The 12383-nt window shown below is 70.1% G+C and carries 10 protein-coding genes and 1 pseudogene; 2 read left to right on the forward strand and 9 right to left on the reverse strand.

Annotated elements, in window-relative coordinates:
* Positions 1-415 (reverse strand): phosphotransferase (locus tag FUT87_RS01095; protein ID WP_186830297.1); only part of this gene is annotated, 415 nt, incomplete at its 3' end.
* A 94-nt stretch (positions 416-509) separates the two neighbouring features.
* Here FUT87_RS01095 and FUT87_RS01100 point away from each other — a divergent pair.
* On the forward strand, positions 510-998 hold the full coding sequence (locus tag FUT87_RS01100; RefSeq protein ID WP_255511602.1) for an NUDIX hydrolase: 489 nt from the start codon (positions 510-512) through the stop codon (positions 996-998).
* Between the two features lie 8 nt (positions 999-1006).
* On the opposite strand, the gene FUT87_RS01105 is transcribed toward FUT87_RS01100, so the two are convergent.
* From FUT87_RS01105 to FUT87_RS01130, 6 genes and pseudogenes are all read right to left on the reverse strand, one after another.
* Complete coding sequence (locus FUT87_RS01105; protein WP_147239809.1) at positions 1007-1528, reverse strand: GNAT family N-acetyltransferase; 522 nt, start codon at positions 1526-1528, stop codon at positions 1007-1009.
* 62 nt (positions 1529-1590) lie between these two features.
* Positions 1591-2265 (reverse strand): sulfite oxidase heme-binding subunit YedZ, encoded by a 675-nt coding sequence (locus tag FUT87_RS01110; protein WP_091720606.1) that lies wholly within the window; start codon positions 2263-2265, stop codon positions 1591-1593.
* A gap of 70 nt (positions 2266-2335) precedes the next feature.
* The gene (msrP, locus tag FUT87_RS01115; protein ID WP_147239810.1) at positions 2336-3328 is read right to left on the reverse strand and encodes a protein-methionine-sulfoxide reductase catalytic subunit MsrP; all 993 of its coding nucleotides are present in this window, start codon (positions 3326-3328) and stop codon (positions 2336-2338) included.
* A 187-nt stretch (positions 3329-3515) separates the two neighbouring features.
* A complete protein-coding gene (gene ccsB, locus FUT87_RS01120; RefSeq protein ID WP_091720615.1) occupies positions 3516-4934 on the reverse strand; it encodes a c-type cytochrome biogenesis protein CcsB in 1419 nt (472 codons plus the stop codon).
* Position 4935: 1 nt separating this feature from the next.
* A complete protein-coding gene (locus FUT87_RS01125; RefSeq protein WP_310735090.1) occupies positions 4936-7029 on the reverse strand; it encodes a cytochrome c biogenesis protein ResB in 2094 nt (697 codons plus the stop codon).
* A 172-nt stretch (positions 7030-7201) separates the two neighbouring features.
* A pseudogene (locus tag FUT87_RS01130) lies at positions 7202-7821 on the reverse strand (c-type cytochrome).
* A gap of 464 nt (positions 7822-8285) precedes the next feature.
* Here FUT87_RS01130 and yihA point away from each other — a divergent pair.
* Positions 8286-8990: a ribosome biogenesis GTP-binding protein YihA/YsxC gene (gene yihA / locus FUT87_RS31545; protein WP_254783365.1), complete on the forward strand. Its 705-nt coding sequence runs from the start codon at positions 8286-8288 to the stop codon at positions 8988-8990.
* On the opposite strand, the gene FUT87_RS01140 is transcribed toward yihA, so the two are convergent.
* Positions 8966-11236: a patatin-like phospholipase family protein gene (locus FUT87_RS01140; RefSeq protein ID WP_186830298.1), complete on the reverse strand. Its 2271-nt coding sequence runs from the start codon at positions 11234-11236 to the stop codon at positions 8966-8968. The two genes, yihA and FUT87_RS01140, sit on opposite strands and share 25 nt — an antisense overlap.
* 172 nt (positions 11237-11408) lie before the next feature.
* Positions 11409-12383 (reverse strand): DUF1631 family protein (locus FUT87_RS01145; protein ID WP_147239813.1); only part of this gene is annotated, 975 nt, incomplete at its 5' end.

The raw sequence follows: 12383 nt of genomic DNA on the forward strand, positions 1-12383 counted from the left end.
GCAGCGCATGCAGGCGGCGCAGGCAGCGCCCGATCGACGCGACGATCGCCGGCGCGCGATCCGGCGCCGCTTCGAGCCATTCGTAGGCGGTGCGGCCGGGCAGGGCCTGCGTCAGCAGCCAGGCGGTCCCGCCCGTTGCCTCGAAATGCGCGATCGCCGGCACGGGCCAGCGCCCGCTGAGCCAGCGCAGCCGGGCGAATTCATCGACGATGGCTGTTGCGGCTTCCCCATCGCCGTGCTTCAGGTAGAGATCGGGCGAGCCCGCGCGCCGCAGCCGATGCACGAGGGCGCCGGCCTCGCCGACCAGATTGCGGTGCCACTCGCGGCCGGCGAGCGCCCCGGCCAGCGACGGGGGCAGCGACGGCGCGGAAGCGGGCATCTCACGGAGGTCGTCGGTCTCGGCGTCGTCGGTCATGTCGCGTGAAGGAGAGGCGATCGCGCGAGTATCGGCGTGTGGCACGCACAGGCCGGAGGACACGGTAGGCGCCTCGCGCAGAGAATCGCCGCCCATGACCGCCCCGACTGATCCGACCGTTCCTCCGGCCTCGATGCGACGTCGCCCTTCGGCGCGACTGCTCGTCCTCGATCCTGAGGGCCATGTGCTGCTCTTCCGCTTCGTGCACAAGACCGGCCCGATGACGGGTCAGGACTTCTGGGCGACGCCGGGCGGCGGCGTCGAGGATGGCGAAAGTTTCGCCGAGGCCGCGATCCGCGAGCTGCGCGAGGAGACGGGGATCGTCGTGCGCGAGATCGGCCCGGCGATCGCATCGCGCGACTTCGAACTGCTGCTGCCCGATGGCGAACGCGTGTGGGCGCAGGAACGCTTCTTCGTCGTACGCGTCGCCGATCGGCGGCTGTCTCGCGAGGGCTGGACGGCGCTGGAGCAGGAGGTGATGGCGGATCACCGCTGGTGGTCAGCGGAGGAGCTGGCGTCCACCACCGAGACGGTGTGGCCGGAGCGCCTGGCCGACTTGCTGCGGGCGGTCGAGCGCCGGTAGCGACCGGCTCAGCGACCGGGCGCTCGGCGCTCGAAGTGCAGCATGTCTTCCCACTCGTCGTGGAGCTGGAAGCTGCGCATGGATCGGCCGAACTCGGTGAAGCCGTTGTGTCGCAGGACCTTGAGCGAGCCGAGGTTCCCGGCTCGTGCTTTCGCCTCGATCCGGACCAGGCCGAGCTCGTCGAAGGCCTTGGCCAGCACCAGCTTCACTGCCTCCTTCGCATGGCCCCGGCCATTGGCCCGCTCCGCGATCCGGTAGCCCAACTCGCACGAGTGGAAATGCCTGCGGCGCACATGGCTCAGGTTGATGCGTCCCACGAGCTCGCCATCCGCATCGCGGATCAGGTACTGGTGGCCGATGTCGGCAGCGGCCTCCCGCAGCGCGGTGGCGACGGCGGCCTCGATGCCGCCCGCGTCGTAATAGGCCGGCGGCCGGGCATTGATGTGCGACTCGAAGAACGCACGGTTGTCGGTTTCGAAGCGACGCAGCGCGACGACGTCGCGTTCGGAGACGGGGTGCAGGCTCAGCATGAGTCAACGGCGGCCGAAGTCGCCGAGCATAGCGGCGTAGCGACCGCGACCGCCGCGCCCGTTCAGCGCTTCATCCGCCGAAACGCCCGCCATCCCAGCAGCACCGCCAGGATCGAGCCGTAGACCAGCGGCTCGGCGAAGTTGTTCTTGCCGGCGCGCATCCAGATGAAGTGCATCAGCCCGACGATCGCGATCGCGTACACCAGCTTGTGCAGCGCCTGCCAGCGCGGCGCGCCCAGTGCCTTGATCGCGCGGTTGAACGAGGTCGCCGCCAGCGGCACCAGCAGCAGCCAGGCGGTGAAGCCCATCAGGATGAAGGGCCGCTTGCCGATGTCGCGCAGTATGTCGGCCAAGTCCAGCCCCTTGTCCAGCCAACCGTAGGCCAGCAGGTGCAGGCTGGCGTAGAAGAAGGCGAACAGGCCCAGCATCCGGCGGAAGCGCGCCAGCGCCGGCTGGTTCGTCCAGGTGCGCAGCGGCGTCACCGCCAGCGTGATCCACAGCAGGCGCAGTGCCCAGTCGCCCAGGCCGCGGATCAGCGTCTCGGCCGGGTTCGCGCCCAGCCGCTCGGTGAAGGCGCCGAAGACGTACCAGGCCAGCGGCAGCAGGCACAGCAGGAAAAGCACGACCTTGGCCGCCGGATGCAGCAGCGGATGACGCCTCGCCGGCGCGCGGCGCGCGGCAGCCGGCGCCGTCGCGGAGGTGGACGTGGCAGCGGTGGAAGGGGGAACGGAGGTCATCGGTGGATGCAATGGCGATGGCCGGCGGCGGCGTCCGGTGGCCGCGGTGGGGCCGGGCGGCGCGCCGCGCTCAGAAGTTCTTCTTCAGGTCCATGCCGGCGTACAGCTGCCCGACCTGCGCCTCGTAGCCGTTGAACATCAGCGTCGGGCGGCGCTTGGCGAAGAGGCCGTCCTCGCCGATGCGGCGCTCGGTGGCCTGGCTCCAGCGCGGGTGGTCGACCGTCGGGTTGACGTTGGAATAGAAGCCGTATTCCTGTTGCGCCGCCTTGGTCCAACTGCTCACCGGCTGCTTCTCGACGAAGCGGATCTTGACGATGGACTTGGCCGACTTGAAGCCGTACTTCCAGGGCACCACCAGCCGCAGCGGCGCGCCGTTCTGGTTGGGCAGCACCTCGCCGTACAGGCCGAAGGCCATCAGCGTCAGCGGATGCATCGCCTCGTCGATGCGCAGGCCCTCGACATAGGGCCAGTCCAGCACGCCCGAGCGCACGCCCGGCATCTGCGCCTTGTCGGCCAGCGTCGTGAACTCGACGTACCTGGCCTTGCCGGTCGGCTCCGCCTTCTTCAGCAGCTCCGACAGCGAGTACCCCACCCACGGGATCACCATCGACCAGCCCTCGACGCAGCGCAGCCGGTAGACGCGCTCCTCCATCGGGGCGACCTTGAGCAGGTCCTCCAGGCCGAAGCGGCCTGGCTTGGCGCATTCGCCCTCGATGACCACGGACCAGGGCCGCGGCTTCAGCGTGTGGGCGTTCTCCGCCGGGTCCGACTTGTCGGTGCCGAACTCATAGAAGTTGTTGTAGGAAGTGACATCCTTGTAGGCGGTCAGCTTCTCCATGACGGTGGCGCCCGCGACGGCGCTCTTCGCGCCGGGCAGCTTCGCCAGCTTGCCCGGGCCCGCCGTCTGGGCCTGGGCGCCGGTGGACAGGCCGCTCAGGCCGATCCCGGTCAGGCCCAGCGCGCCCGCCGTCTTCAGCCAGTCGCGGCGGGCGTCGTGGACCTCGCGGGGCGTGATCTCGGAAGCGGGGATGCGCTGGCCGTCGCGTGGCTTGTGGAAATGCATGGCTGACCTTCGGGGGGAGGGAAGCCTCGCACCTTACGCCGCCCGCCGCCGGATTTCATGAGATCGCGCTTAAGTCCCCTCGTTCAGGGCCCGGAGGGGACCCGGCGCGCGCCGCGGCCTACCTCGAAAGAAGGAGGGCGGCGTGGACTCCGCGCCCGACGCCGCCCTCGCTCGTGGCCGTGCCGCCTTACAGCGTGCCGTAGGAATGCAGGCCCGACAGGAACATGTTGACGCCCAGGAAGGCGAAGGTCGTGACCAGCAGGCCGATCAGCGCCCACCAGGCGCTCACCACGCCGCGCAGGCCCTTCATCAGCCGCATGTGCAGCCAGGCCGCGTAGTTCAGCCAGACGATCAGCGCCCAGGTTTCCTTCGGGTCCCAGCTCCAGTAGCCGCCCCAGGCCTCGGCCGCCCAGAAGGCGCCCAGGATGGTCGCGATCGTGAAGAAGGCGAAGCCCAGCGCGATCGCCTTGTAGGCCAGGTCGTCCAGCGTCGACAAGTCCGGCAGCCGCGCCGTCAGCGGGCCGCGCAGCGCGACGCTCGCCGCCAGGAACACCGCCACGCCGGCCATCTTGCCAGCCCAGCCGTTCAGGCCGGCGGCCAGCTCCGGCGACACGTTCGCGCCGAAGCGGAAGGCCAGCAGCACCGCCACCAGCCCCACCGGCACGCCGATCAGGCCGATCACCAGCGCGCGCGGCGTCGCGGTCTTGAGCAGCGTCGCCAGCGCCACCATCGCCGCCATCGCGAAGCTGCCGTAGCCGATGAAGTTCGCCGGCACATGGATCTTCATCCACCAGCTCTGCAGCGCGGGCACCAGCGGCTGGATCTCATGCGCCTCGCGCGCCACCGTGTACCAGAGCAGGAAACCGACCGCCGCGCTGACCACCAGCATCACGTAGGCGCCCAGCGCGCGCGTGGCGAAGCGCTGCTCGTAGTACAGGTACATCAGCGTCGTCAGCCAGGTGAAGAGCACGAAGACCTCGTAGAGGTTGCTCACCGGGATGTGGCCGATGTCGGGCGCGATCTGGTGGCTCTCGAACCAGCGCACCATCGTGCCGATCAGCGCCATGCCCACCGCACCCCAGGCCAGCCGGGTGCCGATCGCCTCGGCCGCGCTGTGGCCGCCGGCCTTCTGGAAGAAGCCCAGCCAGTAGAAAAGGGTGCTCATCCACACCAGCACGCTCATCCACAGGATCGCGCTCTGGCTGGACAGCATGTACTTCAGGAAGAAGACCTTGTCCGCCGCGGCCAGGTCGGCGCCGAAGTCGTCGGTCTGTCTCAGGTAGAGCTGGATCGCGAACAGGCTGGCCGCGCCGACGATCAGGCACAGCGGCCGCAGCGGCCGCCAGAACCAGCCCAGCGCGATCAGCGCCGGCGCCGCGCCGGCCAGGATGCCCTTCTCGTAGACGTCCATCGACGCGTGATAGCGGCTGAACGCGAAGCCCGCGCCGATCAGCACCAGCGCCGCGAAGATCCAGTCGAACGCATTGCGGCCGTGGAAGTAACCGCGCCGGCCGATCACCAGCGAGCGCTGCGGCGTCGCCTCGGAGGCGCCCGGCAGCTGCGAGGGCAGGGCCGACGACTCGGCGGGGGAGTAGGTGCTGTTCATGTCAGGCCTCCTCATGCAGCAGCCGCTGCTTGAGCGCTTGGAATTCGACGGGCAGGTCGGGCGAATCGCGGTTGCTGGACAGGGCCATGCGGACCCGGGTCTGTTCGCTGCGTCCCGGCGCGGCCTCCAGCCACAGCCACAGCCGCCGCTCCTTGACGTAGAGCATCGCAAACACGCCGACGATCAGCAACACGGCGCCCAGATAGACCAGGGTCTGCCCAGGGGCGCGGGTCACCTGGAACACGCTGGCCTGGACCTGCTGGAAGTCGTCCAGCTGCATCAGGACCGGCGCGGGATAGAACATCGCATCCGACAGCGACAGCACCGCCTGCGTCATGAAGGCCTGCGTCGCGTCGCCGGGCGTCGGCTTGGGACGGCCCAGTTGCTCCTCGGCCTGCTTGTGCAGCTCGAACAGGCTGCCGTTGAGGATGCGCAGCAGCACCTCGGACACGCGCGCGCGCTCGGGCTCGGGCACCTCGCGCTCGATGAACTGCGACAGCGCCGGCAGGCCGCCCAGCGCCGCGCCCTGCGCGGGCGCATCGGCCTTCAGGCCTTCGGCGCCGGCGAACAGGGTCAGCGTGCGCAGCGCCGTGGCCTCGAGCTGCGCCTGCATCGCCGGCTTGTCGGGCGGGCTGGCGCCCAGCGCGTACTGCCGCGCCGCGAGCAGCCGCTGCGCCGGATCGGCCAGCACACGGCGCAGCGCCAGCCAGCTTTCCATGCTGTCCTTGCTGTCCACCGGCACGCGCAGGTAGCGGAAGTTGTCGGCCAGCGTGTCGCGCACGCCGAGCAGGTAGACCCGGTGGCCCTCCAGCTCCAGCGGCAGCATGTAGTTGTTGTACTCGCGCGCCTGGCCGCTGGCGTCGCGCAGCTTGTAGCTGAAGGACGGGCCGACGTTGCGCAGCGTCTTGCGGTCGCTGACGTTCGCGCCCGAGCCCAGGTGCTGCTCGAGCCGGCCCACCAGGTCGACCTTGCGCACGTCGGTGCCGGCCTGGTCCTTGCCGTCGTTGGCGAAGTTCTCGACGTTGATGACGCGCAGCCCGGTGAACTCCAGGCCGTAGGACTCGCCGTCCACCGTCAGCGTCGTGGTGCCGTTGACCTTGGCGTCCAGCGGCGTGTCGTGCGGCGACTGCAGCGAGCGCAGCTTGAGCTTCATGCCCGAGCCGCCGTCCTCGAAGCTGCTCTGGTAGAGCGTGACGCCGCGGTAGGTGACCGGCTCGTTGACCTTGACGGTCGCCTTCGTCGACGAGCCGTCGCGGCGGTCGTGGATGACGATGTCGCTCGCGAACAGCTTGGGCATGCCGGTCGCGTAGTACTCGACGATGAATTTCTTCAGCTCGACGTCGAAGGGCAGGTCCTGCACCACCACGCCGGTGGGCATGGACAGCAGCGCGGTCGACGAGCGGCTGCCCTCGGGCACGAACAGGTTGCCGCGGAAGCTGGGATTGGAGGTGCCCAGCCGGTTGACCGCCGTCATCTGGTTCAGGTCGGCGCCCTGGTAGATCTGCTTGCCCTGCGCCCACATGATCGCGCGCACGATCAGGTTGCCGTCGAGCAGCCCGCCCAGGCAGATCAGCACGATGGCCGAGTGCGCCGCCAGGTAGCCGATCTTGTGCGCCGCGCCCTTGCGCGCGCCGATCATCACGCCGCCGGTGCGCACCTGCGCGCGGGCCTTCCAGCCCTCGGCCGCCAGCCAGGCGTTGACCTGGCCCAGCGCCGCTTCCGGATTCATGTGCAGGTAGCCCAGCGCCTTGAGCTTGAAGGCCTGGATGGACTGCTCCCGCATCGTCTCCTTGTAGGTCTTCAGGTCGCGCAGGATCCTGGGCGTGTGCCGCGCGATGCACAGGCTGGTCGACACGACCAGGAAGCCCAGCATCAGCAGGAACCACCAGGCGCTGTAGACGGTGTAGAGGTCGAGCTTGCCGAACAGCTCCGACCAGAACGGCCCGAACTGGTTGACGTAGTTCGTCATCGGCTGCTGCTGCTGCACCACCGTGCCGATCACGGAGGCGATGCAGATCACCGTCAGCAGCGCGATCGCGAAACGCATCGACGCCAGCAGCTCCATCGCGTCGTCGAGCGCGACACGGGCCGCCACCTGGGCGGCGGGCCGGGGGGGGACGGTCGGGGGACTTCTCGGTCATGGCCGGCATTCTCGTTGCCCGGAACGACGAATCGGGCGAGGGCCGGCAAAAACGAAGGCCGGTGATCGGATCACCGGCCTCGTTCGTCGGCACCTGCCCCGAAAGGGGCGTGGCGGAGACGGCCGCTCAGCGCAGGCCGGCGATGTAGTCGGAGACCGCCTTGATCTCGCGGTCGCTCATCTTCGCGGCGATGGCCAGCATCTGTGGACTGTTGGGCCGGCCGCCAGCGCGGAACGCGGTCAGCTGGGCCTCGGTGTAGTCGCTGTGCTGGCCGCCCAGGCGCGGGTACTGCGCGGGGATGCCGGCGCCGTTGGGGCTGTGACAGCCGGCGCAGGCGGGCACCTGCTTGTCGGCGATGCCGCCGCGGTAGATCTTCTCGCCCAGGGCGATCAGTTCCTTGTTCTTCGCGAGCCGGGCTTGGCGCCCTTGCTGGCGTAGAAGGCCGAGACGTTGCGGATGTCGGCATCCGACAGCGGCGCGGCCATGCCCGACATCACCGCGTTCTTGCGCTTGCCCGACTTGAACTCGTGCAGCTGCTTGGCCAGGTAGTCGGCATGCTGGCCGGCGATGATGGGATTGGCGGGACTGCCGCGGGAGCCGTCCGCCGTGTGGCAGGCGGCGCAGACTTGAGAGCTGATGGCCTGGCCCTTGGTCAGATCGGGCTTGGTGGCTGCTTGCGGTTCGGCGGCGTTGGCGGCGCCGGACATCAAAACCATACTCGACAACAAGAAAGCGGCAGTCTTCATGAATTGTTGAGGGTTGGGTGAGCGCAACCGTGGGATCTTACAATGGCACCTCTTTTGAGCCCCGCAGCGCGATGACCGATTCCAACAAGAAACCCGCTCCCGCGGCCCCAGGGAAACCCGCAGGCCGTGGTGCGGGACGCGCAGGGGGGGCGAAGAAGAAGCCCGGTCCGGGCAAGACCGGCCAGCGTGCCGCCGCCAAGGCGCGTGCCAAGGCCAACGAGAAGCTCAAGGCGCAAGGCCTGCCCCCGCCGGTCAAGCCGGCCAGCACCGAACCGCTGACGGCCGGCAAGCGCGCGCTGGCGTGGACGCACACCGCGCGCTTCCTGACGACCGCCAGCCAGCTCAAGCATCTGCCCGTCAACGGCGTGCTGCCCGCCGAGGCCGAGGCCGCGGGCGACGACGAGTTCGACGAATTCCTGGACGACGCCGACGTCGGCGCGCCCGAAGGCGACGCCGGCTCCGCGCTGGCGAGCGAGGGCGAGGCGCTCGCGCACGACCTGGCCCCGCGCCAGCTGCCGGAGATCGCCTTCGTCGGCCGCTCCAACGCCGGCAAGTCGACGGCGGTCAACACGCTGGCGCAGCAGAAGCGCCTGGCCTTCGCCTCCAAGACGCCGGGCCGCACCCAGCACATCAACCTGTTCGCGGTGGGCCCGCGCGACGCGCCGGACGCGCTGTTCGCCGACCTGCCGGGCTACGGCTACGCCGCGGTCGCCCGCGACGCCAAGCTGCGCTGGCAGCGCGTCATGGCCGACTACCTCAGCGAGCGCGAATCGCTGTCGGGCGTGGTGCTGATGGTCGATTCGCGGCTGGGCCTGACCGACCTCGACAAGCAGCTGCTGGAGTTCGTCTCCGACCGCGTCACCGCCGGCGAGGTCAGCCTGCTGATCGTGCTGACCAAGGCCGACAAGCTCAACCGCAAGGAAGGCGCCGCCGTCCTGGCGCAGGTCGAGAAGGACATCGGCGTGCTGGCCACCGAGGACGCGGACATCGGCATCACGCTGTTCTCGGCGCTCAACAAGCAGGGCCTGGAGGACGTCGCCGAGGTGCTCTATGACTGGGCCCACCGCGAGCCGGTGCTGCGATCGGACGACGAGGAAGCCGATGCCGACGCCGACCCCGATGAGAACGCCGACGCCGAGCCCGATCAGGGCCGGCCGATGAACACGTAGAGCGCGGTGCCGCCGCGCGGCGCGTAGCCGATGCCCACGTACAACGGACCCAGCCCCGTGTCCGAGCCGAGGAACACGCTGCTCGCGTAGCGCAGGTCCTTGATGTTGATGTCGCGGCGCGACAGCCAGGTGTTGCCGGCCTCGAGCGTGCCGCCGACGAAGAAGCCGCGGGACAGGAAGGGCTGGTCGTTCAGCCGCCGGTAGTAGGTCGCCCGTGTGAACAACAGCGAGTTGCCGCTGAGCTGGTTGGGGTTGTAGCCCGACAGTTGATGGAAGCCGCCCAGCGTGTAGCCGCCCAGGCCGGTGTCGTCGGGCTGCTGCGAACCGACCGCCCGCGCGTACAGGCTGACGGTGTGGCCGCCGAAGCTGCGCACCATGTTGCCGTCCATGTTCAGGCGCAGGAAACGGCCGCTGCTGAGGTTGCGGTTGTCTTGGCGGCCGCCCTGGGCCTCGACGGTGAAGCGGTAGCCGTGCTGCGGGAAGTTGGCGTAATCGAGCTGGTCGACGACGGTGCGCAGGCGGAAGCCGCGCTCGTAGCTGGTCCAGCGCAGCTTGCCCATCGCGGGCGTGGCGACGGTGATCAGGTCGGGCTTGGCATGGCGGACCTGGCTGATCACGCCCAGCCGCACCTCGCCCCAGCGGCCCCAGGGCTGCCCGACGTCCAGCCCCAGCGTGCCGTCGCGCCGCACCAGTCGCGCCTGGCCCAGGCTCGCGTTGTCGGGGTCGTTGTCGTCATAGACGATCTGCTTGCGCTGGTTGGCCTCGGCCCAGGCGCTGACGAACCAGTCGTCGGCCACGCCGAGCTTGAGTCCGAGCGGGTGGTAGAGCTCGGTGTAGAGCCGCGGCGTCTCGCCGATGGTGATCTGGTTGCGCCACTCGGTGCCCTTGCTGGTCAGCCAGTGGCGGTTGTGGCTCAGCCGCAGGTTGAAGAAGCTGTCGCCGCCCGAGTCGGTGGACAGGTCCATGCCGACGCGGAAGTAGTTCGGCCCCCAGGGCTTGTCCTCCATGTTGAAGACCAGCGTCTCGCCGTCGGCGCGTTGCTCGACGTGGTAGTCGACGCGGTTGTAGTCGCCGCTGGAGGAGAGGAAGCGCATGTCGCGCTCGGCCGTCTCGTTGTTGAAGACCTGGCCGGGCTTCGATTCGAGCTGGCTGCGGAAGCGCTCCGGATTGGTGTTGTCCGAGCCCTCCAGCTTGACCGCCGCGAGCACGACGGCCGGCGGCTTCAGCCCGATGCGCGCGAACTGCCAGTCGGCATAGGTCTTGTCGTCGACGGCATAGGCGCGCAGCTGCGGCAGCAGCGCCTGGGCCGCCTCCTCGCCGGCGCGGATGAAGTCGCGCGCCTTGTCGAAGTCGCCCGAGGTCAGCTTGCCCAGCTGCGGCGTGATGAGCAGGTCCTCGCCGGCGGACATGCTGGCGATCGAGCGCTGCACGTTCTGCTCGGTCAGGATGTTGATCATCTGCGCCGTCAGGCCGATCAGCGAGTTCAGCGTCTCGCGCCCACCCACCGGGGTGCCGACGTTGACGGCGATCAGCCGCGTCGCGCCCATCTCGCGCGCCACGTCCACCGGCAGGTTGTTGACCAGGCCGCCGTCGCCGAGGATGCGGTCCTCCCATTCGACCGGCGCGAACACGCCGGGCACGCTCATGCTGGAGCGCAGCGCCAGCGCCAGGTCGCCCTCGGCCAGGATGCGCTCCTGGCCGTTCTCCATGTCGGTGGCGACGGCGCGGAAGGGCGTCGGCAGGCGGTCGAACTGGCGCACGTTGCGCACCGGCAGCGTCAGCCGGCGCAGCAGCGCCTCCAGGCCGCGGCTGGAGAGGGTGCCGGTGGGCACGCGCACCTCGCCGTCGCGCAGGCCGAATTCGATCGTCGCGGAGAACTCGAAGTCCTCCTCCTTGCGGCGCTGCGACAGGTCCTGCCGATCGACGCGGCTGGCGAAGAGCCGGTCCCACGCGATCCTCGACAGCTCGCGATCCAGGTCCTCGGCGGACATGCCGCTGGCGTAGAGCCCGCCGATGATGGCGCCCATCGAGGTGCCGGTGACGATGTCGACGGGGATGTGCTCGCGCTCGAGCACCTTCAGCACGCCGACGTGGGCCAGCCCGCGCGCGCCGCCGCCGGACAGCACCAGCGCCAGCTTGGGCCGCTGCGCCTGGTCGGCGGCGGGCGTCGGCACCGGGCCGGGCGGCGGGTTGGGCGGCACGGTCTGGGCCAGCACCGCGGGCGCGGCCAGCACGGTCGCCAGCACGGCCGTCAGCAGCAGGGCAGGCAGGCCGGGAACACCGGCGAGGCGGAAAACGGCTCGGGAATCGCGGAACACGGCGGGCATCGACGGCGGACGGGGGACGGAACGCCCCGCGGCAAGCGCCCGGGGCGCGCGCATTGTGACCCGAACCGGCCCCGGCGGCCGGCCGTGTCCGTCAGCGGTCGTCGCCTTGGGCGGGCGCGCGGTCCAGGTCCAGCATCAGCGTGCCGATCGCGCGCTGCAGCAGCGGCGCATCCTCGAGCTGCGTGATCAGGCCGGCGGCCACCAGCTGCTCGAGCGCGCCGCGCGTCACCGAGTGGCGCTCCTCCGGCGCCTGGCCGATGAACAGGAACATCTGGCGGCTGTCGCTGATCCAGGCGATCTGCGCGGTGATCCATTCGCTCCGGTGGAACAGGTGGTACCAGCCGCCGATGTGCACGCCGGCGATCCAGTCCTGCAGCGCGGCCTGCGCGTGCGGCGAATGTTCCTCGCTGTAGAGCGCCACCGGCACGGTCGGCAACTGGCCGCGGTCGACCCGCTCGTAGGCCCAGCGCGAGGGCAGCTGCGATTCGCGCTCGTCCAGCAGCTGCTGCAGCAGCTCTTCCGGCGTCCGGGCCGGGCGGCGCGGACTCGGCGCCGCGGGCGCTGCCGGCGCCGCTTCCTCGAGCGCCGGCAGGCCGCGCAGCACGCGGCCATGCTGGCGCATCAGTTCGTCGAGGAAGGTCTGGCGCTGCATCGGCGGCAGCGCGATCGAGTCCATGCCGCGTTCCAGCGCCCGGACCAGGTCCGGCAACTGGGCGCGCAGCCGCTGGCGCGCCGCCTCGTCCGGCTGCGGCGACACGCTGTGCAGCAGCGCGTCGACCAGCTCGATCGAGGTCTGCGCCTCCACCGCGTCGCGGCCGTGCTGGACCATCGCATGCGCGATGACCTCGACCCAGGGCCCGAGCAGGAAACGCCGCATCAGCTTGCCGGCCTGCGCGTCGTCGAGCTGGTGCTCGAGCTGGTCGCGCAGCATCCGCTGCCACTCCTGCCGGCGCTGCTCGCGATCCAGCCGCTCCAGCGCCACCGCGCTGCGCTGGCCGCGGGCCTCGGCCTGGGCGCGGATGTGGCTGTCGACCTCGGTCAGCGCCTGCTGGAACTGCAGCGCCGA

The sequence above is a fragment of the Mitsuaria sp. TWR114 genome (assembly GCF_007997345.1).

What these genes read in the sequence shown, in the direction of transcription:
- msrP (WP_147239810.1), bottom strand. Translation starts at nt 3,328, where the DNA reads ATGCATTTCCACAAGCCACGCGACGGCCAGCGCATCCCCGCTTCCGAG.
- FUT87_RS01110 (WP_091720606.1), bottom strand. Translation starts at nt 2,265, where the DNA reads ATGACCTCCGTTCCCCCTTCCACCGCTGCCACGTCCACCTCCGCGACG.
- FUT87_RS01105 (WP_147239809.1), bottom strand. Translation starts at nt 1,528, where the DNA reads ATGCTGAGCCTGCACCCCGTCTCCGAACGCGACGTCGTCGCGCTGCGT.
- ccsB (WP_091720615.1), bottom strand. Translation starts at nt 4,934, where the DNA reads ATGAACAGCACCTACTCCCCCGCCGAGTCGTCGGCCCTGCCCTCGCAG.
- FUT87_RS01100 (WP_255511602.1), top strand. Translation starts at nt 510, where the DNA reads ATGACCGCCCCGACTGATCCGACCGTTCCTCCGGCCTCGATGCGACGT.